The organism is bacterium SCSIO 12827, from assembly GCA_024397995.1.
Classification (GTDB): domain Bacteria; phylum Pseudomonadota; class Alphaproteobacteria; order Rhodospirillales; family Casp-alpha2; genus UBA1479.
The window spans coordinates 840,788-862,836 of sequence record CP073746.1 but is presented as its reverse complement, the minus strand read 5'-3'; the positions used below and the strand labels follow the sequence as shown (position 1 = coordinate 862,836).

The 22,049-nt window shown below is 63.8% G+C and carries 22 protein-coding genes and 1 tRNA gene; 2 read left to right on the top strand and 21 right to left on the bottom strand.

Translation table 11 applies throughout. The features are described from left to right. Positions 1 to 11 precede the first annotated feature (11 nt). The 18 genes from pgsA to rplU all read right to left on the bottom strand — a co-directional run bounded on the left by pgsA (position 12) and on the right by rplU (position 17,898). Positions 12 to 629: a CDP-diacylglycerol--glycerol-3-phosphate 3-phosphatidyltransferase gene (gene pgsA / locus KFF05_04050; protein ID UTW52552.1), complete on the bottom strand. Its 618-nt coding sequence runs from the start codon at positions 627 to 629 to the stop codon at positions 12 to 14. A gap of 105 nt (positions 630 to 734) precedes the next feature. Beyond that, positions 735 to 2,630: an excinuclease ABC subunit UvrC gene (gene uvrC, locus KFF05_04045; protein ID UTW53573.1), complete on the bottom strand. Its 1,896-nt coding sequence runs from the start codon at positions 2,628 to 2,630 to the stop codon at positions 735 to 737. Between the two features lie 433 nt (positions 2,631 to 3,063). Continuing rightward, positions 3,064 to 3,483 carry a dihydroneopterin aldolase gene (locus KFF05_04040; GenBank protein UTW52551.1) on the bottom strand — a complete coding sequence of 140 codons (420 nt, stop codon included), beginning with the start codon at positions 3,481 to 3,483 and terminating at the stop codon, positions 3,064 to 3,066. A 30-nt stretch (positions 3,484 to 3,513) separates the two neighbouring features. After that, complete coding sequence (locus tag KFF05_04035; protein UTW52550.1) at positions 3,514 to 4,290, bottom strand: SDR family oxidoreductase; 777 nt, start codon at positions 4,288 to 4,290, stop codon at positions 3,514 to 3,516. 7 nt (positions 4,291 to 4,297) lie between these two features. Further along, entirely contained in the window at positions 4,298 to 5,275 is a 978-nt protein-coding gene (locus tag KFF05_04030) for a calcium/sodium antiporter (protein ID UTW52549.1), read from the bottom strand. Continuing rightward, positions 5,272 to 5,787: an RNA pyrophosphohydrolase gene (locus tag KFF05_04025; GenBank protein UTW52548.1), complete on the bottom strand. Its 516-nt coding sequence runs from the start codon at positions 5,785 to 5,787 to the stop codon at positions 5,272 to 5,274. Before KFF05_04025 ends, KFF05_04030 begins: the two co-directional genes overlap by 4 nt. Before the next feature lie 44 nt (positions 5,788 to 5,831). Then, positions 5,832 to 7,289, bottom strand: a complete 1,458-nt coding sequence (locus tag KFF05_04020; protein ID UTW52547.1) for a divergent polysaccharide deacetylase family protein — start codon at positions 7,287 to 7,289, stop codon at positions 5,832 to 5,834. A 136-nt stretch (positions 7,290 to 7,425) separates the two neighbouring features. Further along, a complete protein-coding gene (locus KFF05_04015) occupies positions 7,426 to 8,805 on the bottom strand; it encodes a S41 family peptidase (protein ID UTW52546.1) in 1,380 nt (459 codons plus the stop codon). An 8-nt stretch (positions 8,806 to 8,813) separates the two neighbouring features. Further along, a complete protein-coding gene (locus KFF05_04010) occupies positions 8,814 to 10,031 on the bottom strand; it encodes a peptidoglycan DD-metalloendopeptidase family protein (protein ID UTW52545.1) in 1,218 nt (405 codons plus the stop codon). Positions 10,032 to 10,100: 69 nt separating this feature from the next. Next, complete coding sequence (gene gpmI / locus KFF05_04005) at positions 10,101 to 11,678, bottom strand: 2,3-bisphosphoglycerate-independent phosphoglycerate mutase (protein UTW52544.1); 1,578 nt, start codon at positions 11,676 to 11,678, stop codon at positions 10,101 to 10,103. Between the two features lie 154 nt (positions 11,679 to 11,832). Beyond that, on the bottom strand, positions 11,833 to 12,291 hold the full coding sequence (gene rlmH / locus KFF05_04000; GenBank protein UTW52543.1) for a 23S rRNA (pseudouridine(1915)-N(3))-methyltransferase RlmH: 459 nt from the start codon (positions 12,289 to 12,291) through the stop codon (positions 11,833 to 11,835). A 165-nt stretch (positions 12,292 to 12,456) separates the two neighbouring features. Then, positions 12,457 to 12,816: a ribosome silencing factor gene (rsfS, locus tag KFF05_03995; GenBank protein UTW52542.1), complete on the bottom strand. Its 360-nt coding sequence runs from the start codon at positions 12,814 to 12,816 to the stop codon at positions 12,457 to 12,459. 75 nt (positions 12,817 to 12,891) lie between these two features. Further along, positions 12,892 to 13,509, bottom strand: coding sequence for a nicotinate-nucleotide adenylyltransferase (locus KFF05_03990; protein ID UTW53572.1), 618 nt, complete (start codon positions 13,507 to 13,509; stop codon positions 12,892 to 12,894). 24 nt (positions 13,510 to 13,533) lie between these two features. Next, positions 13,534 to 14,805, bottom strand: coding sequence for a glutamate-5-semialdehyde dehydrogenase (locus KFF05_03985; protein ID UTW52541.1), 1,272 nt, complete (start codon positions 14,803 to 14,805; stop codon positions 13,534 to 13,536). Between the two features lie 41 nt (positions 14,806 to 14,846). Then, a complete protein-coding gene (locus tag KFF05_03980) occupies positions 14,847 to 15,974 on the bottom strand; it encodes a glutamate 5-kinase (GenBank protein ID UTW52540.1) in 1,128 nt (375 codons plus the stop codon). Continuing rightward, positions 15,971 to 17,026 (bottom strand): GTPase ObgE, encoded by a 1,056-nt coding sequence (obgE, locus tag KFF05_03975; protein ID UTW52539.1) that lies wholly within the window; start codon positions 17,024 to 17,026, stop codon positions 15,971 to 15,973. The genes KFF05_03980 and obgE overlap by 4 nt, the downstream gene beginning before the upstream one ends. Positions 17,027 to 17,120: 94 nt before the next feature. After that, positions 17,121 to 17,378 (bottom strand): 50S ribosomal protein L27, encoded by a 258-nt coding sequence (rpmA, locus tag KFF05_03970; GenBank protein UTW52538.1) that lies wholly within the window; start codon positions 17,376 to 17,378, stop codon positions 17,121 to 17,123. A gap of 13 nt (positions 17,379 to 17,391) precedes the next feature. Then, on the bottom strand, positions 17,392 to 17,898 hold the full coding sequence (rplU, locus tag KFF05_03965; GenBank protein UTW52537.1) for a 50S ribosomal protein L21: 507 nt from the start codon (positions 17,896 to 17,898) through the stop codon (positions 17,392 to 17,394). Positions 17,899 to 18,240: 342 nt separating this feature from the next. On the opposite strand from rplU, the gene KFF05_03960 reads away from it, so the two are divergent. Further along, a tRNA-Ser gene (locus tag KFF05_03960) sits at positions 18,241 to 18,330 on the top strand. Between the two features lie 212 nt (positions 18,331 to 18,542). Next, positions 18,543 to 19,577, top strand: coding sequence for a hypothetical protein (locus KFF05_03955; protein ID UTW52536.1), 1,035 nt, complete (start codon positions 18,543 to 18,545; stop codon positions 19,575 to 19,577). Positions 19,578 to 19,764: 187 nt separating this feature from the next. Here KFF05_03955 and KFF05_03950 read toward each other — a convergent pair whose 3' ends face one another. Genes KFF05_03950 through KFF05_03940 form a run of 3 tightly spaced genes read right to left on the bottom strand, consistent with a single transcriptional unit; the run spans position 19,765 to position 22,008 of the window. Continuing rightward, positions 19,765 to 21,336, bottom strand: coding sequence for a recombinase family protein (locus tag KFF05_03950; GenBank protein UTW52535.1), 1,572 nt, complete (start codon positions 21,334 to 21,336; stop codon positions 19,765 to 19,767). Next, positions 21,326 to 21,760, bottom strand: a complete 435-nt coding sequence (locus KFF05_03945; GenBank protein UTW52534.1) for a DUF2924 domain-containing protein — start codon at positions 21,758 to 21,760, stop codon at positions 21,326 to 21,328. Before KFF05_03945 ends, KFF05_03950 begins: the two co-directional genes overlap by 11 nt. After that, entirely contained in the window at positions 21,754 to 22,008 is a 255-nt protein-coding gene (locus KFF05_03940) for a DUF3489 domain-containing protein (protein ID UTW52533.1), read from the bottom strand. The genes KFF05_03945 and KFF05_03940 overlap by 7 nt, the downstream gene beginning before the upstream one ends. Positions 22,009 to 22,049: the final 41 nt, after the last annotated feature.

Here is a 22,049-nt window from a genome sequence, read left to right as displayed (position 1 = left end):
TGACACAAAATTCAACGGTTTTCAGCGCCTTGCGTGCCGCCCGGCGCGGCTGGCGGGGCGCTATCGGCGCGGCGGATATGGCGCAGTCCCGCGATCAGATAGTCGAACCCGGTGACGAGCGTCAAAAGGGCTGCGATCCACAGGCCGTAAACGCCCACCTCGGTTGTCGAAAGCGGTCCGAAATCGGGGCCCGCCGGGCCGACGATGAGGAATCCCAGGGCCAGGATCTGTACCGTGGTTTTCCATTTCGCCAGGGTCGAGACAGGCAGGCCGACCCGGGCCGAGGCGAGAAATTCGCGCAGGCCCGAAACCAGGATTTCACGGCACAGGATGACCGCCGCCGGCAGGATATGGATTCCGTTGAAGCGATCAACCCCGACCAGCGCCAACAGAAGCGCAGAAATCAGCAGCTTATCGGCGATGGGATCGAGAAACCGGCCCAGGGACGACTGCAGATCCCAGGCACGGGCCAGATAGCCGTCGAAGAAATCGGTGATGGAGGCATAGCAATAGACGGCAAAGGCCAGCCAATTGCCCAAGGGGGCCTCGATAAACAGCATCAGACAAACCACCACCGGAATGGCGGCGATGCGTGACAAGGTCAACAGATTGGGTAATTGGGTCAGCAAGAACGTCTCCATCGCGAGGCGCTGAATTCCATGCGGCACCACCGCCCCCGCACCGATCATCCCACCCCAATGCGGGCGACAACCAGCGGAACGCATTCAACCACATCAGTCGTCGGGATGAAACCAGTCATAGATTTTACGCGCCATCGACTTGGAAATGCCGTCGACGGCGGCGATATCCTCAGGTCGCGCCTCCTCCACCGCCTTGGCATGGCCGAAATGATGCAACAGGGCGCGTTTGCGCTGGGCACCGATGCCCGGCACATCATCCAGGCGTGAGGTGTGGATCGCCTTGGCCCTGCGGCCACGGTGGGCGCCGATGGCGAAGCGGTGGGCCTCGTCACGCAGGCGCTGCAGGAAATACAGCACCGGATCCTGGGGTTTCAGCAACAGTTCACGCCCGTCGGGCATGAAGATGTGTTCGCGCCCGGCATTACGGTCCGGCCCCTTGGCAATGGCCGCCAGGGCGACGTCTTCGATCCCCAGATCCTGGAAAACCTCCATGGCGATGCCAAGCTGCCCCTTGCCGCCGTCGATCAGGATCAGGTCGGGCCATTGGCCCTCGGCGCGCTCGGGATCTTCCTTGAGCGCCCGGGAAAACCGCCGGGTCAGGACTTCCCGCATCATCGCGTAATCGTCGCCTGGGGCGAAGCCTTCGCCCGTCTTGCCGTCGGCGTCCGGTACATTGGCCGCCCCCTTGATGTTGAACTTGCGGTAGGCGCCCTTTTCGAACCCGTCCGGGCCGGCCACGATCATGCCGCCCACGGCCTTGGTGCCGCCGACATGGCTGTTGTCATAGACCTCAATACGATCCGGCGCGGCCTCCAGCCCCAATACATCGGCCAACCCGTTCAACAATTTGCGCTGCGTGGCACTTTCCGACTGGCGGCGCGATAATGCCTCTTTCGCGTTGTTCTGCGCATGGTCGACCACCTTGCGCTTCTCACCCCGGGTCGGGACCGTGATCTGCACCCGCCGCTCGGCACGCACGGAAAGCGCGTCCTCGACCAAGGCCCGATTGGGCAGGGCATGGCTGAGGATCACCGTTTTGGGCGGCTGTGCGCGGGCATAGAACTGGCCCAGGAAGGCTTCCAGTACGTCGCCCATGTCGTCGTCGGGGCCGTGGCTGGGGAAATAGGCCCGATTGCCGAAATTGGCGCCCGTGCGGAAGAAGAACACCTGCACGCAGGTCTGCCCGCTCTGGCGATGGGCGGCGATCACGTCGGCGTCGCCGACGGTGCGGAGATTGATATCCTGATGGGCCTGAATGCGGGTCATGGCCTGGATGCGGTCGCGGTACTGGGCCGCCAATTCGAACTCCAACGCGTCCGACGCCGCCTGCATGCGCTTGGACAGGTTGGCCTGCACGGCCCTGGAGCCACCGGTCAGGAAATCCCGCGCCTGGCCGACAAGATCGGCGTAATCGTCCTTGGAAATGCGCCCGACGCAAGGCGCCGAACAGCGTTTGATCTGATACAGCAGGCAAGGTCTGGTGCGCCCGGAAAAGACGTTGTCCGAACACGAACGCAGCAGAAATGCCCGTTGCAGCACGTTGAGCGCGTCATTGACCGCCCAAACGGAAGCGAATGGCCCGAAGTAGTCGCCCGGCCGCGATTTCGCCCCCCGGTATTTCACCACCTGGGGATAGTCGTGGTCGCCCGTGACCAGGATGTAGGGGAAGGATTTGTCGTCACGCAAAAGGATGTTGTAGCGCGGCGCGTAGCGCTTGATCAGATTGGATTCAAGCAGCAGGGCCTCCGCCTCGGTCGCCGTGGTCACGAACTCCATGTCCATGGTCAGCGCGATCATGCGGCGGATGCGGGTCGGCTGGCGGTCCGGCGCCGTATAGGCCGCGACCCGCTTTTTCAAATCCTTCGCCTTGCCGACGTAGAGCACGGCGCCGTCGACGGCGATCATGCGGTAGACCCCGGGCGTGTTGGGCAGGGTCTTCAGATGGCGGGCGATGACCTCCGCCCCCCGGGAGATCGAAGCCGCCGGCATGTCCGTGTCCGCCGTGTCGTCGTCGTGATTTTGTTTGCCCACCGTCACCGATGATCCTCGTTTGAACCGCCCTTCAGGCGAGAAACCTGAAGTGAATCAATACTATGTCGAAAGATATATCCGACCGATCAATTTCGCGACGGACAACTATCCACGACTCTTGTGGATAAACCTGTTGAAAAACCCGCCCGCACAGGCCCGGAGCCAGAAAATCCCAGGATTCCTCCGCTTTGCCTAATATTTGGGCACGAATGTAAGTTATTGAAATACAACAGAAAACAACCCCCTGATAGAGACGCCCGAGGTATTGAAAATTTTCGGAAACAGGCTGGACACAAATATGAAACGACAGGAGGGCCTGTGCACAACTCCCATCGGAGTCAGTCACAAAGCCGCGATTTCAAGCACTTAGAGGAAGGCTTTCAGATAGCTGTCAGGCCCGGGAGTTGAAGCGCTCGATCTCGACGCCGACGCTCTCCGCGTTTTCGAAAATGTCCAGTTTCTCGACACGCACCCGGGCCGAACGGACGCGGGGGTCTTCCAGGCACATGGCCGCGATATCTTCGGCCAGGGTTTCGACCAGATTGACGTGACCACGCCCGACGATGCCCTTGATACCGTCCGTGATCTCTTCGTAGCAGACCACTTGATTGATCTCGTCGGCGGGCGGTTGTTCCGTCTCGCGCACGGCCAGGTCGACGTTCAGGCGGATGCGCTGGGTCCCCGTCTTCTCGAAGGAATGGATGCCGACGTTGGCCATCAGCACCAGATTACGCACGAAGACATGGCGGATCAGCGACCGCGCGTCGGCGATCTTGGCCGTGTCCGAAACCTTGTATTGGTCGACGGTCATCCGTTCCCCGGTTGGTTTGGCCGGCCCGCCCTATTCGGGCGCGGGCGCATTGTCCCAGGCGGCCCCCATGTGCTGACCGCTGTCCAGGGCGATGATTTGGCCTGTAAAGGCCGGCGCGTCAAGGATGAAGCGCAAGGCGCGGCAAATATCCCGAAGATCGACAGGCCGCCCAAGCGGCGTCGCCTGCCATTGCGCGGCGAACTGATCGTCGGTCTGGCGGGGGCTCGGCAGGGTCGGGCCGGGGCCGATGGCGTTGACCCGGATCTGCGGGGAAAGGGCCCGCGCCAGCATCTGGGTCAGGCCCCACAGCCCGTATTTGGACAGCGTATAGGACGTGAAATCACCGCGCAGGTTCATGACCCGCTGATCGACGATGTTGACCACGTTGCCCACGGCCCCGTCCGGCAGATGCCCGGCGAAGGCCTGGGTCAGCACGAAGGGAGCGCGCAGGTTGATCTCCATATGGGCGTCCCAGCTGTCCCGGGTCACCGTGTCCGGCATGTCCAGTTCGAACAGGGACGCATTGTTGACCAGCAGGGTCACCGGGCCCAGGGCGGTGATGGCGGCGGGGATCAGGTTTCCCGTGGCATCCTCGTCCGCGAGGTCGGCCTGAACCGCCGCCGCGCGCCCACCCTTGGCCGTGATCTCGGCAACAAGGGCCTCTGCCGCGCTGCGTGAGCCGTTGTAATGCACGGCAACGCGCCAACCGGCATCCGCCAGGTCTAGCGCCATGGCGCGACCGATGCGGTGCGCCGCCCCGGTGATCAGGGCAGTTTCGGGAAGGGCTGCGGGATCGTTCTCGGTCATCACCGCCTCAGAATAGCATGCCGGCGACGGTTGTCGGCAGGCCCACGACCTGGGCCGCCAGGTAGCCGCCGTAGAGCACGAGAAGCGCCACGCCGCCCGTCCGGGACACGCCGGTCCAGCCGATCATCGCCGGCACGATCAGGACCGCCGCCCCCAGCATGACCCACAAATCAAAGGCAAGCATCGACGATGGCACCGGCAGAGGGGCGGCCATGGAGACGACGCCCGCGATGCCCAGCATGTTGAACATGTTGGACCCGACGACGTTGCCGATGGCCACATCGGCATGGCCGCGCCGGGCCGCGACCGCCGATGCCGCCAGTTCCGGCAGAGACGTGCCGATGGCGATCAGGGTCAGGCCGATGACCTCTTCACCCAGGCCGAAGGAGCGCGCGATCGCAACCCCGCCGCCGACCATCAGGTCGGCACCGACGGCGATCCCGGCCAGACCACCCAGGGTCGCCGCCCAGGCGATCCAGGACTTTTGGGGAACGGCGCCGATCTCCTCGACCTCGCCGACGCGCTCGGCCGATGCCTTGGGGTTATTGATGTCGCGCCAATAGGCGCTGCCCATGAAGCCCAGGAAGATGATCAACAGCAGCCCCCCCTGGGCCACATCCAGCGTATCGCCCCAGCACAGCATGACGAACAGCGCCGTGCACAGAACCAGCAACGCACCGTCGCGGTAAAGCCGATCACCGCGCCGCGCCATGGGGGAAATCACCGCCGCCGCGCCGACGATCAGAAGCGTGTTGGCGATGTTGGAGCCGACGATGTTGCCCGTGGCGATCCCCGCATTTCCGGTCAGCGCCGCATCCAGCGAGACCACCAATTCCGGCGCCGAGGTTCCCAGCGCCACGACGGTCATCCCGATCAGGAGCGGCGACAGGCCGAACAGGCGGGCCAAGCCGACGGCTCCCCGGATCATAACCTCGGCCGCAACCATCAGAATGATGAGCCCGCCCAGCAGTTCCACGTACATCATCGGCGGTTGGGTCCAACGTCACCGTCGAGATGCCCGAAGGCGGCCAACAGATCGTGGTAGAGACTGCGCTTGAACGGCACCACCAGGGCCGGCAGGTCGGCCATGGGCGCCCAGCGCCACTGGGAAAATTCCGGCTTATGGTGGGTATTCAGGTCGAAATCCCCATCTTCCCCCAAAAACCGCAGCGCATACCATTTCTGACGTTGACCGCGAAACCGCCCCTTCCAGACCCGGTCACGGACGTCTAAGGGCAGGTCGTAGGCCAGCCAGTCCGGCGTTTCGGCGATGATCTCCGCCTTGGCCGTGCCGGTTTCCTCTTCCAGTTCGCGGAACACGGCATCGCGCGGGTCCTCGCCTTCGTCCAGGCCGCCTTGGGGCAGTTGCCAGGGATAATCCATCTGCTGACCGGTGCGGCGGATACGCTCGCCGAGCCAGACACGGTTGGCGCCGTTCAGCAACAGGACACCGACACCAAGCCGATACGGGCGCGGGTCGTCATTAGGATCGGTCATGGGATATCGTCACCGGTTGAATAGGGGGCCCCAGGGGTTTCAGTCTATTGGATGATCTGACGGTCGGCGACGGCGCTGACGGGCACCAGGCGCAACTTCGTCGGTGATTGGGCCGCCAGCCAATTCTTCACTTCGCGGATCGTATGGGGATAGGGATCGCCCATCCCCACGGCGACGGACTGGCTGCGCGCCAAGGCGCCCAGACGCAGCAGCTTGGATGCGATCTCGCCCTCGGTCGGCGTTCGGTCCAGGTGAATATTGACAACTGCCTTGGGCAGGGCCATTTCGGCGGCGATCCGCGTCATCGCGCCGCTGCCGCTTTCACCGGAATCAACGAACATCAGACCGCGCCCCTTAATCTCCTCGAACACGGGCTTGAGTTGCCCCTCGGCAACGCCGAACTTGGACCCGAAGCGCGCCAAAAAGCCGACGTATCCGGGCACCATCCCCATGAGTGTCCTAAGTGTGCGCATGTTCTCCTCGACCTGTTTGGTGGTATTCAGCGCAAGCGGGCCGGCGTCCTCGAAGGGGAAATTAGCACTTTCCATGGGCAGGCCCATGAACACCTCGTGCCCGGCCAGACGCGCGCGGATCACCCAATCGCCGGGGTCACGGGCATAGGGCGAGATCACCATGCTGACCTCGGGCGGCAAGGACTTGATTGCGGTAATGGACGCGGACCGCGACAGGCCGATGCCGCGGATCAGGATCGCAACCTGGGGGATGCTGGCATCCGCATCGGCCACCGGCCGGGCATAAGCGTCCATGGGGCGGGTGCCGTTGCGCGCGACGATGGGCATGTCGCGGCCATCAGGACCCTTTTCCACCAGGGCCAGATCCGGCACCCGGGCCAGGGCTTCGACACCCTCGATCCAGGCGATGCCCTTATAGGCCTCGGCGGTGGTGAAGGGGATGACCCGCCCATGATCCGGATCCTGGGCGATGCCGCTGGGCGCGGTGGCGACGCTCAGCCCGCCCGTCCCTTCATTCTGCAGGGCGAGCTGCGAAGCGGTAATGCCGCCGACCACCTGGTCAGACGTCGGCGTCGCGCCCGGTGCGGCGGCACCTGTGGCGCCGGGGGCAGCAGGGGTAGCCTCGCCTACCGGGGCGGCGCCGGTTTCAGCGGGGGGCGTCAGGCCGCCGCCGGGCGCCTGTGCGGTCGGAATGGCGATGGAGCCGTCGGGGCGCCGCTGCTCGGCGACAGGTTTCGGTTCGGACGACCCCAGCAGGAACCAGGCAGCCCCGCCGAAGATGGAGGTCAGGAGAAGGCCGCCGGTGAGGGCCGAGATAATGAGAATCTTGCGCTGAGGATCCATGCGCTCCCACGCACTTCCCTCTTCCTCATCATCGTCGTCATCGTCGTAGGCGTCGTCGTCGTCTTCCTCGTCCTCGACTTCGTCGAGATCGAATTCCTCTTCGTCATCCTCATCATCGTCGCCACGCTTTTTGCGTTTCAGCGACGGCATCTTGATCGACGGCAGTTTGATCGACGGTAATTTCAACGGATCACCCGTTCACTCAAGGCCGGCTTGCGCCACGGAATGCCCCCCATGGATCAGTCCGGCAGACGCGGCCGACCGCCATGATCGGCATGGCTTGGCCGCCGTTTTTAAGTCCACCCCAATAAATCCAGGGTACTCAATTGGTTGACGAGGTCAACGCACCGGAGAACAGGGCCACGCCACGCAACAGGTCGATCGCCCGCAAAAGCTGGTAATCAACCGGCTCGGCCTTCTTTTCTCCCTCTTTTTCCGCCGTTTCCCCGGCTTCCGGCTTGGCGTCCGACTTCGCCTCGGGAACCGCGTCCTTGGCGTCCTTTTCATGCTCGCCGTTGTCGAGAGCACCGCGCAGATTCTCCTCGCGGCGGCCGGGGCGGCTATCGATCTCTTCGATTCGCGACGGCTTGACCTCGATATCCGGATGGATGCCCTTGGCCTGGATGCTGTCGCCCGACGGCGTATAGTAACGCGCCGTGGTCAGCCGCATGGCCCGATGGCCCTGCAACGGCACGATGGTCTGCACCGAACCCTTGCCAAACGAGCGCGTACCCATGAGCACGGCGCGGCGGTGATCCTGCAACGCGCCGGCGACGATTTCCGAAGCCGAGGCCGATCCGCCGTTGATCAGCACGACGACCGGCTTGCCTTCCGTCAGGTCACCCTTGGTCGCGTTGAAGCGTTGCGTATCGTTAGGATCGCGCGACCGGGTCGAGACGATCTCGCCCTTGTCCAGGAACGTATCGGACACGGCAATCGCCTGATCCAACAGCCCGCCCGGGTTGTTGCGCAGGTCGAGGACGTATCCCTTCAACTTGTCGCCGGAGTCCTTCTTGATCTTCTCGATGGCCTTGTCCAGGCCTTGCTTGGTCTGTTCGCTGAACGAGGTGATGCGGATGTAGCCGATGTCGTCGCCTTCCATCCGCGAGCGCACGGAAGTGATCTTGATGATCGCCCGGGTCAGCGTGACGTCGAAGGGGTCCTGACCGGCACGGAAGATGGTCAGCTTGATGTCGCTGCCGACCTTGCCGCGCATCTTTTCAACCGCCTGCGACAGGGTCAGACCCTGGATCGATTCACTGTCGAGATGGGTGATCAGGTCGCCCGGCTTGACCCCGGCGCGGGCCGCCGGCGTATCGTCGATGGGCGAAATCACCTTCACCACGCCGTTTTCCATGGTCACCTGGATGCCCAGGCCCCCGAACTGGCCCCTCGTGTTGACCTGCATTTCCTTGAAGGTGCGGGCGTTCATGTAGCTGGAATGGGGGTCCAGGGACTGCAGCATGCCGGTGATCGCGGCCTCGATCATCTGCTCGTCCGTGGGCTGATCCACGTATTGCGAGCGGATGCGTTCGAACACGTCGCCGAACAGGTTGAGCAGGCGGTAGGTCTCTTCCGAGTTCTTGACGTCCGCCGCCGGGGCTGCCGCCGGCTCCTGTGCTACCGCCGGATGGCCGAGAAGCGCCAATCCGCCCAGCACCGCCGCACCGGCCAAAGCCCGCATGCCCGCAACCTTCATCATTCTATGTGTCATCCGCTTACCTTGTCATTGCGTGACGCCAACCACGGCAAGGGATTGATCGGTTGTCCCTTGCGGCGCAGTTCAACGTAGAGAACGGGCCGGTCGCCCCCCTCGGACCCCATCAGGCCCACGGGCTCACCGGTGGAAACGTGTTGGCCCACGGCCATGTCGATGCGGGCCATCCCGGCCAGCAGGGTATGATATCCGTCGCCGTGATCGATAATCAATAATTGCCCATAACCTCTGAATTTTCCCGCGAACGCGATTTTCCCGTCATAGGTGGCGATCACCTGGGCGCCGCCGCGGGCCGCGATGTCGATGCCCTTGCGCGAAAGCCCTGTCGGCAGGCTCTCGCCGTAACGGCCGATCAGGTCGCCGATCACGGGCAACGGCAACCGGCCGCGACGACTTGTGATCGACACAGATGGCGAAACTGTGGCGGCAACACGGGCTTGGCGCTGGGCTTCGGCACGCACACGGGCGGCTTGTTCCTTGGCGGTCGCCTCGCTTTTGGCGGCCTCTTCGGCGCGGGCGGCCTGGCGTTCGTCGGCGGCGCGCTGTTCCTCCAGCCGGGCCATCAGGTCCTTCAGGTTCTCCGCCTTGGCGGCCAGGCGGGCAACGCGCTCGGCGGCCCGGCGTTCCTCGGCCAGGGTCTTGTCCAGCAGGCGCCGCCGGTCGGCCATCAACTGGCGGATCTCGGCGCGTTGACGGTCCAGGTCCTGGGCCGCCGAATTCAGGTTCAGGCGCTCATCCGCGGTTTTTTCCCGGGTATCGGCCAGGGATTGCAGATCCAGGCGGATGCGCGTCGCGCGGCGGTCGATTTCCGGCACCACGGCGCGCAGCAGAATGGCGCTGCGGACCAGGTCGTCAGGGCTGGACGGCATGGCCAGCAAGGCCTCGGGCGGGAATTGGACCATCTTCTGCAAGGCCACCAGAACGCCGGCCAGCTGTGAGCGGTTGGCGCTCAGCTGGGCCAGCTTTTCCTTTTCCTGGCGCACCAGGTCGGCGATCTTGGCCTCCAGGGTAATGACACGCAGTTCCCGGTCCTGCACGACCTTGGCGGCCGAGACCAAACGATGCTGCAAGTTCTTGAGGTCGGCCTCCAGCGCCTGGGCGGCCCCCTTCAGGCGTTCACTTTCCGCCCGGCCCTTCTTGATTTCCTGCTGGACCTTGTCGAGGGATCCGGCCGCGGGCTTGTCGTCGGCCACAACGGCGGAAGCCGACATCTGGGCTGCCAAGGCCGCCGTCAGCACTATTCCAAAGGATGACCGGCGGCGCCGGGCCAAGGGGCCCGCCTACTCCGCCGCCGCGCGGGCCGCGGCCGCGCTGCCGTCGATCAGCGACCGGCCGGTCATTTCCGCCGGCTGTTCCAGGCCCATGAGTTGCAGCAGCGTCGGCGCCACATCGGCCAGCCGTCCGTCATGCAGGCCGTTGACCCAGCCGGGGGCGTTAACCAGCAACGCCGGCACCAGGTTCAGGGTATGGGCCGTGTGGGGGCCGCGGTTCTTGGGATCGGCCATCTGCTCGCAATTGCCGTGGTCGGCGGTGACCAGCATGACGCCGCCGGCATCGACCACCGCCTTTTCCAGGCGGGTCAGCGCGGCGTCGATGGTTTCCGCCGCCTTCATCGCGGCCTCGAGGATACCCGTATGGCCGACCATGTCGCCGTTGGCGAAGTTGACCACGATCAGATCGAACTTGCCCTCGCCGATCACCCGGACCAGTTCGTCCGTCACCTTGGGCGCCGACATTTCGGGCTGCAGGTCATAGGTCGCGACCTTGGGCGACGGCACCAGGATACGCTCCTCGCCGTCGAACACGTCCTCACGCCCGCCGTTCAGGAAGAAGGTCACATGGGCGTATTTTTCCGTCTCGGCGATGCGCAATTGGGACTTCCCGGCCTTCGATACGACCTCGCCCAGAATGCCCGAGAGGGTTTCCGAAGGAAACATGGCCGCAAGGAAGGCATTGAGATCACTGGAATATTCCACCATGCCCAGGCGCGCCGCGAAATCCACGGTCTTGGCCCGCGTGAACCCGTCGAAGCCGGGGTCGACCAGGGCCGCGAGGATTTCCCGCGCCCGGTCGGCGCGGAAATTGGCGCAGAGCAGACCGTCACCGTCGGACATCCCCGCATAATCGCCGATCACACAGGGTTCCATGAATTCATCGGTCTTGCCGATGTTATAGGCTTCTTCGATCGCGCGCACGGGGTCGTCCGCCGTGTCCACGCCTTCGGCCCGGACCATCACGTCATAGGCCTTGGATACGCGGTCCCAGCGCTTGTCCCGGTCCATGGCGAAGTAACGCCCGGTCACCGTGCCGACGGTCACGCCGTCGCAGGTATCAAGGTCGGTCAGGAAGCGCCCCATATAACCCTTGGCGCCCTTGGGCTGGGTGTCGCGGCCATCAAGGAAGGCATGGACGACGACGGGCACATCCGCCTTGGCCACGGCCTTGGCCAGGGCGACCATGTGATCCTGATGGCTGTGCACGCCACCGGGGCTGAGCAGGCCGATCAGATGGCAGGCGCCGCCGGATTTCTTGAGGCTGTCGATAAAAGCGGTCAGCGCCGGATTTTCCGCCAGCGAGCCGTCGGCCACCGCCGCGTCGATGCGCGGCAGATCCTGCATGACAACGCGCCCGGCGCCCAGGTTCATGTGCCCGACCTCGGAATTACCCATCTGGCCCTGGGGCAGGCCGACTTCCTGGGCCGAGGCATCCAGGCGCGCGCGCGGACACGCGGCGACAAGCCGGTCCCAGGTCGGCGTCTTGGCCAGGGAAATGGCGTTGTCGGGGGCCGCTTCGCGGTCGCCCCATCCGTCCAGGATGCACAGGACGACGGGTCGGGGGGATTTGGTCGCTTCGGACATGGCGCTCTTCTTAACGATAAACAGGCATTGGGGTGCTGAAATGGGGTGTTCTCGGTCTGCCGTCAACGGCGCCGATCCTCAAGCCGTCTTTTACCAGAGGATCGCGCCGGATGGTAGCCTTGGCGCGCGGCCCGCCCCACGGGGGAACCGGCCCTCAGACCCGGTGATAGGGATGCCCGGTGAGGATCGCATGGCCGCGGTAAAGCTGTTCGGCCAGCAAGGCCGGGACCAGTTGGTGCGGCCAGGTCTGCTTGCCAAGCGACATCACGAAATCGGCCCGTTTGCGCAGGTCAGCGGCCAGGCCGTCGGCGCCGCCGATCAGGAACACCAGATCGCGCACGCTGTCGTCGCGCCAGGCACCTAGGCGTTCGGCGAATTTCGGGCTGGAATCCGAGGTGCCGCGCTCGTCGAGGGCCACCAAGGTGGCGCCTTCGGGGGATGCGGCCAGCAGCAATTCCGCCTCCCTTGCCTTCAGGGCGTCGCCGGAAAGCGGCTTTTTCTCCTCGACCAGCTTGAGATCCAGCGGCCAGGGCAGGCGCGCCTTGTACTGGTCGAACAGGTCCTGTTCGGGGCCTTTCTTGCGGCGGCCCACGGCGATGATGGTGATGCGCATGGCGAGAGATTAGCGTGATTTGACGGCAGTGCGAACAAGGCCGTCTGATACAGCCCGCTTTCCTGTGACGAAAGCGGGGCTGCCGTCGGGTATACGTCGTTCCCTAGGTCCCGCCGGCGTTATGCCGGGGAACCGGGTCTTGGCGGCTGACCTTACATCAGGACATCAGGCCGGTGCGGCGCTGGCTTCCTGGACCGGAGCGCCGGACCACAGCTTTTCCAGGCCGTAGAACTGCCGCACTTCGGGGCGGAACAGGTGCACGATGACATCACCGGCGTCGATCAGGACCCAGTCGCACTGCGTCAGGCCCTCGACATTGATGCCCTTCAACCCGTTCTGTTTGAGTTTTTCCCGAAGGTGGTCGGCCATGGCGCCCACCTGGCGCTCGGATGTGCCGCTGGCAATGACCATATGGTCCGCGATGTCGGTCTTGCCGTGAAGGTCGATGACGGAAAGGTCCAGTGCCTTGTCGTCATCCAGGGATGCGGTCACCAGCTTCAAGACGTCATCGCCGGTGAGGGGCATCGGTTTCGCTTTTGGTATGGCCTTTTTCCTTTTCGTTCGTTGCACGAACCGTCGGCAACCTTGCCGGCGGTCTTGTTAACCGCCTGGACGCCGGAACAGGCCCCGCGCCCGGAGCGCCGTGGCCGAGGTCGCGTTCAGGGGCGTATGAAGGAAGACCCACGCCGGAGGACGCATGTCGGCCAGCCGACCCGCCCGGGATTCCTTGATCCGTTCCCGGTGGAACCGGCGCGCTGCCCTGCCCGACAACGCCCCTAAAGAATAGGTAGGACGGTCGAAAACCGCAACGGGCACGGTTTGAAAGATTCGTGTCCAGTGGTTCCAGCGGGAGATCTGCGCCAGGTTGTCGGCCCCCATAAGCCAGACAAACCGGTGATTTGGGAATCGCCGGACCAGTCTGGCCAGGGTTTCCGCCGTATAGGTGGTGCCCAGGCCCTTTTCCACGTCGGTGACCCGGATGCGGGGGTGATCAGCGACTTTTTGCGCACTTTCGATTCGCGCCTCGAAGGGCGCCATGCCCGCCTGGGGCTTCAACGGGTTCTGCGGCGAGACCAGCCACCACACCTCGTCCAGCCGCAAACGCTTCAGCGCCTGCAGGCTGATGTGCCGGTGACCCTGGTGGGCGGGGTTGAAAGATCCGCCCAGAATGCCGATGCGCCGAAGATGCCGTTTCAAGGAGGGCCCGCCTGGGGTCAGGGGTGAGGAGGATGCCCGAAGGCGCTACGGCCGGACTTGGCCGACGCCGCGGACGATGTATTTGAAACTGGTCAACTGTTCGACCCCGACCGGCCCGCGGGCATGCAGCTTGCCGGTGGAAATGCCGATCTCCGCCCCCATGCCGAATTCGCCGCCGTCGGCGAACTGGGTCGAGGCATTGACCAGAACGATGGCGCTGTCGACCTCGTTGATGAATTTTTCCGCCGCCGCCGCATCGCCGGTGATGATGGCGTCCGTATGGTCGGAGCCGTGGGTCCCGATGAAACGGATAGCATCGTCGATATCGTCGACCAGCTTCACCGCGACGATGCTGTCCAGGTATTCCGTGTCCCAGTCTTCATCCGTCGCCGGCACCACGCGGGCGTCCATCTTCTGCACGTCTGCGTCACCGCGCACTTCACAGCCGGCCTGAACCAGGCCGTCAAGAATGCCGGGCAGCAGGGCGGCCGCCGCGTCACGGTCGACCAGGATATTTTCCGTCGCCCCGCAGATTCCCGTGCGGCGCATCTTGGCGTTGACCACCACGTCGCGGGCCATGGCCGGGTCGGCGGCCTTGTTCACGTAGGAATGGCAGAGCCCTTCCAGATGCTGGAACAGGGGCACCTTGCTTTCCTGGATGACCCGTTCGATCAGGGACTTGCCGCCGCGCGGCACGATGACGTCGATATAGTCGGTCATCCGCAGCATTTCGCCGACGGCGGCGCGGTCGCGGGTCGGCACGGTCTGGATCGCGTCCTCGGGCAGGTCTGCCGCCTTCAGGCCTTCGCGCAGGCTGTCCAGGATCGCCGAGGATGAATGAAAGCTTTCCGAGCCGCCGCGCAGGATCGAGGCATTGCCCGCCTTGAGGCAGAGCCCGCCTGCATCCGCCGTCACGTTGGGCCGGGATTCATAGATCACACCGATCACACCCAGCGGCACGCGCCGGCGTTCGATATGCAGACCGTTGGGCCGGTCCCATTCGGCGAGCGTCGTGCCCACGGGATCGTCGAGCTTGGCGATGTCTTCCAAGCCCTTGGCCATGGCCTCGACCCGGTCCTCGTTCAACAGCAGACGATCGAGCAGGGCCTTGGTCAGCCCCTTCGCTTCACCCCCCGCCATGTCCTTGGCGTTTTCCGACAGGATGTGGTTCTGGCGCCGGCGCAGACTGGCGGCGGCCTCGGTCAAGGCCTTGTCCTTGGCGGCACGCGACGCCACGGCCAACTTCGCCTGGGCAGCGCGGGCGCGGCGGCCGATCTCGGCCATCATCCGGGGAATATCGTCGGTTTCGTTCGTCATCGTCCTCTCCTCACCAGCAGCGATATGGGGGCTGGCGGGCATCAGTCCAACACCAGATCGTCGCGGTGGATCATCTCGTCACGGCCACGATAGCCCAGGATGGTCTCGATTTCCTTCGATTTTGCGCCCGCGATGCGCCGCGCATCGGCCGCCGAATAGGCGACCAGCCCGCGCCCCAGGGGATCGCCAGCCTGATTTTTCACGGTCACCGCGTCGCCGCGCTCGAACCGGCCTTCGACCTTGACCACGCCGGCCGGCAGCAGGCTCTTGCCCCGGGCCAGGGCGCGGGCCGCCCCATTATCGACCACCACGGCGCCACCGGGCTTCAGCGAACCTGAAATCCATTGCTTGCGTGCCGTCAACGGCGTGGCGTCGGGCAGGAACCAGGTGACCCGGCCGCCCGCTTCCATGCGGGCGAGCGGATGATCTTCCATGCCGTTGGCGATCACCATGCGACAGCCGGCGGCCATGGCCATGCGCGCGGCGACCAGCTTGGTCACCATGCCGCCCGACCCATCGTCGGTCTTATTGATGCCGGCCATGGCCTCGATCTCGGGTGTAATGCCGTCGGTGACCAAGGGCACATGGACGGCGTCGGGGTTCTGGGTCGGGTCGCTTTCATAAAGCCCGTCCGACGACGACAGCAGCACCAGCGTGTCGGCGGACACCATGGCGGCCACGCGCGCGGCCAGGCGGTCGTTGTCGCCGAAGCGAATTTCGTCCGTCGCCACGGTATCGTTCTCGTTGATCAGAGGGACCGCTCCTAAGCGGATGATCTGGTCGATGGTGTTGCGGGCGTTGAGATACCGGCGGCGGTTTTCGCTATCGTCCAGGGTCAGCAGCACCTGCGCCACCGTGACATCGTAATCGCCCAGGACCTCTTGATAGGCATGGGCCAGACGCACCATGCCGGCGGCGGCGGCGGCCTGGCTTTCTTCCAACTTCAACTTGCCGCGTGCGGGCAGGCCCAAATGGCGGCGGCCGACAGCGATGGCCCCGGAGGATACGATCAGGACCTCGTGCCCGCGCGCGCGCAGGGTCATCATGTCCGTCGCCAGTGTTTCCAGCCAGCCGCGCTTGACGGTGCCGCGTTCCTTGTCGACCAGCAGGGCCGAGCCGATCTTGATGATGATCCGCTTGCCGTCGGTCAGGGCGGGAGTCCCGGTCATGGCCGCCAGGCCTCCTCCTCCGCCGGGCCTGCTTCGGCGGCTTTCTCGGCATCCTGTGCGCCGCCGATCTCGGCGACCAAGGCGCGTAGCACCTCGGGCACACCCTTGCCGGACACGCCGGACACCAGCATCACGTCGGCCATCTTGCACTTGGCCGCCCGGGCCAGCTTTTTGCGCTGTTCCTTGATCTCGTCGTCGGTCAGGGCATCGCATTTGTTGAGGGCCACGATTTCGGTCTTGTCGGCCAGACCGCCGCCGTAGGCCTTCATTTCGTGGCGTACCTGCCTGTAGGCCCCCGCGACATCTTCCTGGGTGCCGTCGACCAGATGCAGCAGCACGCGGCAGCGTTCGACATGGCCGAGGAAGCGCGTGCCCAGACCCGCCCCCTCGCTCGCACCTTCGATCAGGCCGGGGATGTCGGCCAGCACGAAGGACCATTGGTCGACCATGACCACGCCCAGGTTCGGGTGCAGGGTGGTGAAGGGATAATCGGCGATCTTCGGCTTGGCCCGCGACGATGCCGCCAGGAAGGTCGACTTGCCCGCGTTGGGCAGGCCGACCAGGCCGGCGTCGGCGATCAGCTTCAGGCGCAGCCAGATCCAGCGTTCCTCTCCGGGAAAGCCGGGAATGGTCTTGCGCGGGGCCTGGTTGGTCGATATCTTGAACCGCGCGTTGCCAAGCCCGCCGTCGCCGCCCTTCAGCAGGACGATGCGTTGGCCCACACGCGTCATGTCGGCCAGAACGGTTTCCTTGTCGTCGTCCAGGATCTGCGTGCCGACGGGCACCTTGAGGGTGATATCCTTGCCGCCGGCGCCGGTGCGGTTCTTGCCCATGCCATGGTTGCCGCGCCCGGCCTTGAAATGCTGCTGATAGCGGAAATCGATCAGTGTGTTCAGGCCGTCGGCGCATTCGATGATGACGTCGCCGCCACGCCCGCCGTCGCCGCCGTCGGGACCGCCGAATTCGATGTATTTCTCGCGCCGGAACGACATGCAGCCGCTGCCGCCGTCGCCGCTTTTCACGAACACCTTCGCTTCGTCGAGGAATTTCATTGCGAGAACCTACACCTTGCATCCGACACGAAAAACGGGGGAATGGCTGGCCATTCCCCCGCGCATTTCAAGTCGCGAATGGCCGTTCAGTCCGTCAGACCGACGGCTCCACCGAAATGTAGGTGCGGCCCTTGGCCTTGGTCGCGAACTTCACCCGGCCTTCGGCCATGGCGAAGATCGTGTGATCCTTGCCGATGCCGACGTTTTCGCCGGGGTGATACTTGGTGCCGCGCTGACGCACGATGATGTTGCCGGGTTCGACAGCCTGTCCGCCGGACTTCTTCAAGCCCAGGCGGCGGCCTTCTGAGTCGCGGCCGTTGCGCGAACTACCACCGGATTTCTTATGTGCCATCGGTGACTACTCCTTATTCCTCGCCCTTTTTGGGGGCGGCTTTCTTGGCGGGGGCCTTCTTGGCCGCGGGCTTTTTCGCGGCCGGTTTGGCGTCAGCCTTGTCGGCGGCCGCCTTGGATTCCTTTTTCGCCGGCTTGGCGTCGGCTGCGGGTTCGGCGTCAGCCTTCTTCGGCGCCGCCTTCTTGGCCGCGGCCGGCTTGGTGCCGGTGGCGCTCACGTCAAGGATGCGCAACACCGTCTCGAACTGCCGATGACCCTTGAGGCGGCGGTAGTTGTGGCGCCGCTTCTTTTTGAAGATCAGAACCTTGTCGCCCTTCTGCTGTTCCAGCACTTCGGCGAACACGGCAGCCTTCTCGACCACGGGGGTGCCGAACGTGGGGGCCTTGCCCTCTTCGCCCAGCATCATCACCTGGCCAACTTCAATCGTTTCACCCGGTTCGCCAAGCAGCTTTTCCACGATAATGACGTCACCCGACGTCACTCGATACTGCTTACCGCCGGTTTTGATAACCGCGTACATCGTTTCAGAACCCTATTAATTGTTGATCTTGTTTGGTTATTTTAATTCCACCGCCCCTTATGGATCGGCAGAAGGGCGGCACTATAGCCGTGAAATCCCATAAGTCAATGGCCGTAACGCCCGGAAACGCAGGCATTCCGGCGCCCCCGACGGCCTCCGGCAGCCGTCTCGGCGACGCCCGCCACGAGGCGCGCAACCTATCCCCCGCGACGAACCAGTGGACAGGGAAAAATTCGCGGCTATAAAGGGGCGTTCCCGGACCATATTTGGTTTCGACATATCGGGTGGCGTCTTGGCGGACGCCGCCGGGCTTCTGAAAAGATATCCCTTTTCAGGGCTTTAGGAGAGGTGCCGGAGTGGTCGAACGGGGCGGTCTCGAAAACCGTTGTGGGCGCAAGCCTACCGAGGGTTCGAATCCCTCCCTCTCCGCCATTTAGTCCCGGACAAACCTCCGGTTTTTCCGTCTCCCGCATTCATATTTATAATTCAAAGGTTTATTAGCAGGATCCCCCTACGATTCGCGTTGTGGCGTGCTCTCGACCTATAAGACGGTTAGTTCTGGCCCGAAAATCTCTGTCGGCCGATTTGACGGTTACATTCGGGATGCAGTACGGACGCACAAACCCCGTTCTGGACCGCTCGCTATGGCCACTGAATCGAGAACCTGCGCCATTTTATATGGCGACATTGTCGGATCCTCCGCAATCAAAGGCGACATGCTTAAGACGCAGGTTGCCAGCATCGTCAAAATGCTGGCCAAGCAGGCGAGTTCCATAGATGGAATTCTCTACGCGAATACTTGGGGCGACGGAATTGTCGTGGTCGGCAACACGCCGGCGATCATAGCCGAGGAAGCCCTGAGATTCCGCGACCGTTTCCGCAACGAAGACTGGGAGAACGAAGGCTTTCCCTCACCTGTTCATATCCGAATTGGCTTGGATATGAACAGCGTCGTGCTTGAGATTGAGGGCGGCCTGGTTACCGGCGTTTCCGGTCAAGGCATGGTCCCCGCCGCCCGCATCGAACAAATCGTCGAGGCAAATCGCATCTGGTGCTCGCCATCCTTCAAACACACCCTCTCGGGAATGGGTGGTTCGAATATCCGGTTCGTTTCCACTGGCTTACAGGAGTTACCGAAAGGCGCCGGAAGCATGGAGTTGTTCGATCTCTCCCGAGCCGATGACCCTCCGCCAGATTCCGCTCGCCCGGCAACAGCCGGGCCGACCGGCAAGGCCCCACGTGTGCCAAAGATAAAAGGGAGGATCACCGATCGCGACCGAGACGACTTCCTCCGAGACGCTTTTGTCACCGTCAAACGCTACTTCGAAACGGCTGCCAACAGTGTCAGCAATCAGTATCCGGAAGTGGCCGCGACAATCCAAACGATCCACTCGTTGAAATTCACCTGCGACGTATATGTGAACGGCGAGAGCAAGAATCGGTGCAAGATTTGGTTATCCCAAGGTTCGTACTCAGAGGGGATCGGTTATGCGGAAGGGAGTTTCAGCATCGACGCGGACAACTCCTACAACGAAACGATCCGCGTCGAGGATGATGGCCATGAGTTGTTCCTGAACCCGCTGGGAATGCGGATGTATGGGAACCACGACAAACGTTTCTCCCCGGAAGAGGCAGCCGAATTCTTGTGGGAGATGTTTATCGAACGGCTGGAACACTGAAAGGCGGAGTGCACCGATGCCAGAAATGGTCCGCTATCGTTGCCTGAATTGCGGACATCGATTTGAGGAAGAAACGCTCTCTCCTGAAGAGTCGCGCGAACGCCGCAAAGAAGGCAAAAGAACTTACGCGATTCATTGTCCTGAATGTAATCGCACGGATATCCGTCCAGGCTGGGAATAACCGGCATTAGAGGCGTTCAAGAATTTGCCTCTGCTCGCCCCAAGAATCTGGAAGATGCGCCAATCGAGTCAGCTTCTCGGCGGTGACGTTTATCGGATGCACTCCGCTTAGAACCGCTCTGACGATATCCGGCGCCAGGACGGAAAGTTTCAGAATTCGAAGAACATATGTATGCGCCAGACCTTCCGATTTAGCGATGGCGGATACCGAAGGCATATGACCTTCAATCAACTGTTTGTTCCAATAATTTGCGCGCGCGACGACCTTGATCAGGGCCTGGTCCAGCGTCGGCTGTCGCCGATGAAGATCGGGGCTCAGTACCAACTTCGCCTCGCCCCCCCGCCGTCTCAGACTGTACTCAACAGTCAGAATAGGCGCCTTCGTCTGATCAACTACCGGAAGATGGATTTCAATTTCAGCCTTCCCAAGGACAACCTTTGTGACGCCCGTTCGCAGGAACTCGACGGCATCGACTTCCGCATCGGAAGCACGGCCTGACAATTCACGCTCCTGCCCCAAGTGCCGCCTTAGTTCGGCAAGCACGGCGTTCTCCAACTCTTTGGCCGGCAGGCGAATCGCCGGCATGCTGCTGTCGTCTCGCGGATCGGTGACGTAGTAGCGATAGCGCCGCCCGCCCTTGTTGGCGTGGCTCGGCGTCAGGCGACGTCCGTGTTCGTCGAACAGGATGCCGGCAAGCAGGCTGGGGTCCCTGGCATTGGTGCCACGTTTGCGCTCGACCCGGTTGGCTTCTAGCTTCGCCTGCACCTCCTCCCACAGCGCTTGGTCAACGATGGCCGCGTGCTGGCCCGGGTAGGTCTGGCCCTTGTGGACGATCTCGCCCAGGTAGAGGCGGTTCTGCAGCAGGTGATAGAGGGCGCCGCGGGCGAAGGGTCGGCCGCCGACGCGGCGGCCGCCGGCCGATGTCCAAAGCTTGCTAACGATCCCGGCGGCGTCCAGGTCGGCCTTCAGCGCCCGCACGTTGCCGAGGGCGATATAGCGCCGGAAGATGTGGCGGACCGTTTCAGCCTCCGCCTCGACCATCACCAGCTTGCGGTCCCGGCAGTCGTAGCCGAGGGGCGGGTTGCCGCCCATCCACATGCCCTTTCGCTTCGAGGCCGCGATCTTGTCGCGGATGCGCTCGCCCGTGACCTCGCGCTCGAACTGGGCGAAGGAGAGCAGCACGTTAAGGGTGAGCCGGCCCATGGAAGTGGTCGTGTTGAACTGCTGGGTGACGGAGACGAAGGAGGCGCCTTGGGCATCGAAGACCTCGATAATCTTGGCGAAGTCGGCGAGCGCGCGGGTCAGCCGGTCCACCTTGTAGACAACGACGATCTGCACCTTGCCAGCCGCCACGTCGGCGAGAAGGCGTTTCAGGCCCGGTCGCTCCATGGTGCCGCCAGAGATGCCGCCGTCGTCGTAGCGGTCCTTCAGCAGCCGCCAGCCCTCGTGCTTCTGGCTGGCGACGTAGGCCTCGCAGGCCTCTCGCTGGGCGTCCAACGAATTAAATTCCTGCTCCAGCCCCTCCTCCGACGACTTGCGCGTGTAGACGGCGCAGTTCAGCTTTCGCTCACCCGCCATGGGCTTTTCCCCTCGTCTTCAGGCCGAAGAAGCGGGGGCCCGACCAGTGGGCCCCCGTGATCTCCCGGGCGACGGCAGTGAGGCTGGGGAACCGGATGCCCCGATATTCGGCGCCGTCGTCGAGCACCAGCACCTCGTGGACGACGCCGTTCCATTCCCTCAGCAGCTTGGTGCCCGGCTTCAACTGGCGCGTCGGCTTCGGCTGGTGGCCCCGGTCCTTCTCGAGGGCCCGGGCGATGCGCTCCAACTCCCGCTTGGTGGCGTTTGACAAGCGCGGGCCCGCCCGTTCCTGGATGCGGTAGGCGAGCACCGACCGCATCCAGCCGGCGCTCGCCCGGGCAGGCGGCGAGCGACCCAGGTCTTCCTCCCAGGCCGCCCGCAGTTCCGCCGTCGTCATGCCGTCCAGGTCATCCAGGCTCAGCATGCGTCCGCCACCGGCGCCGCCTTGGCGACGCGGTAGACGGTGACGCCCTTGGCGTCCTTGCCGCGCTCAACGGCAAGGCCTGCCTTGCGCAGGCCGGTGAGCGCCGCGCGGACGCTGTGCGGCTGCCATCCCGTGGCCTTCTCCAGGGCGCCCAGGCTGGCGCCTGCGGGTCGGCTGATGAGCTTCAGGATGGTTTCGGGCTTGGTCGGTTGGGGTTTGGTAGTTTTCGATTTGGTCTTGGCGGTCATGTGCGCCTCCTTTGTCGGGCCCCGCGGGATGCGGGGGCTTC

Excerpts from the sequence above, each read along its gene's own strand:
- uvrC (UTW53573.1), bottom strand. The coding sequence starts at position 2,630 with ATGCCGGCGGCTTCGATCTCCCGGGGGGCGGAGGTCATCGCCCGCCAT.
- KFF05_04040 (UTW52551.1), bottom strand. The coding sequence starts at position 3,483 with ATGACCGTCGACCAATACAAGGTTTCGGACACGGCCAAGATCGCCGAC.
- KFF05_04035 (UTW52550.1), bottom strand. The coding sequence starts at position 4,290 with ATGACCGAGAACGATCCCGCAGCCCTTCCCGAAACTGCCCTGATCACC.
- KFF05_04030 (UTW52549.1), bottom strand. The coding sequence starts at position 5,275 with ATGATGTACGTGGAACTGCTGGGCGGGCTCATCATTCTGATGGTTGCG.
- KFF05_04025 (UTW52548.1), bottom strand. The coding sequence starts at position 5,787 with ATGACCGATCCTAATGACGACCCGCGCCCGTATCGGCTTGGTGTCGGT.
- KFF05_04015 (UTW52546.1), bottom strand. The coding sequence starts at position 8,805 with ATGATGAAGGTTGCGGGCATGCGGGCTTTGGCCGGTGCGGCGGTGCTG.
- KFF05_04010 (UTW52545.1), bottom strand. The coding sequence starts at position 10,031 with ATGTCGGCTTCCGCCGTTGTGGCCGACGACAAGCCCGCGGCCGGATCC.
- gpmI (UTW52544.1), bottom strand. The coding sequence starts at position 11,678 with ATGTCCGAAGCGACCAAATCCCCCCGACCCGTCGTCCTGTGCATCCTG.
- rlmH (UTW52543.1), bottom strand. The coding sequence starts at position 12,291 with ATGCGCATCACCATCATCGCCGTGGGCCGCCGCAAGAAAGGCCCCGAA.
- rsfS (UTW52542.1), bottom strand. The coding sequence starts at position 12,816 with ATGCCCCTCACCGGCGATGACGTCTTGAAGCTGGTGACCGCATCCCTG.
- KFF05_03985 (UTW52541.1), bottom strand. The coding sequence starts at position 14,805 with ATGACGAACGAAACCGACGATATTCCCCGGATGATGGCCGAGATCGGC.
- KFF05_03980 (UTW52540.1), bottom strand. The coding sequence starts at position 15,974 with ATGACCGGGACTCCCGCCCTGACCGACGGCAAGCGGATCATCATCAAG.
- obgE (UTW52539.1), bottom strand. The coding sequence starts at position 17,026 with ATGAAATTCCTCGACGAAGCGAAGGTGTTCGTGAAAAGCGGCGACGGC.
- rpmA (UTW52538.1), bottom strand. The coding sequence starts at position 17,378 with ATGGCACATAAGAAATCCGGTGGTAGTTCGCGCAACGGCCGCGACTCA.
- rplU (UTW52537.1), bottom strand. The coding sequence starts at position 17,898 with ATGTACGCGGTTATCAAAACCGGCGGTAAGCAGTATCGAGTGACGTCG.
- KFF05_03955 (UTW52536.1), top strand. The coding sequence starts at position 18,543 with ATGGCCACTGAATCGAGAACCTGCGCCATTTTATATGGCGACATTGTC.
- KFF05_03950 (UTW52535.1), bottom strand. The coding sequence starts at position 21,336 with ATGGCGGGTGAGCGAAAGCTGAACTGCGCCGTCTACACGCGCAAGTCG.
- KFF05_03945 (UTW52534.1), bottom strand. The coding sequence starts at position 21,760 with ATGCTGAGCCTGGATGACCTGGACGGCATGACGACGGCGGAACTGCGG.
- KFF05_03940 (UTW52533.1), bottom strand. The coding sequence starts at position 22,008 with ATGACCGCCAAGACCAAATCGAAAACTACCAAACCCCAACCGACCAAG.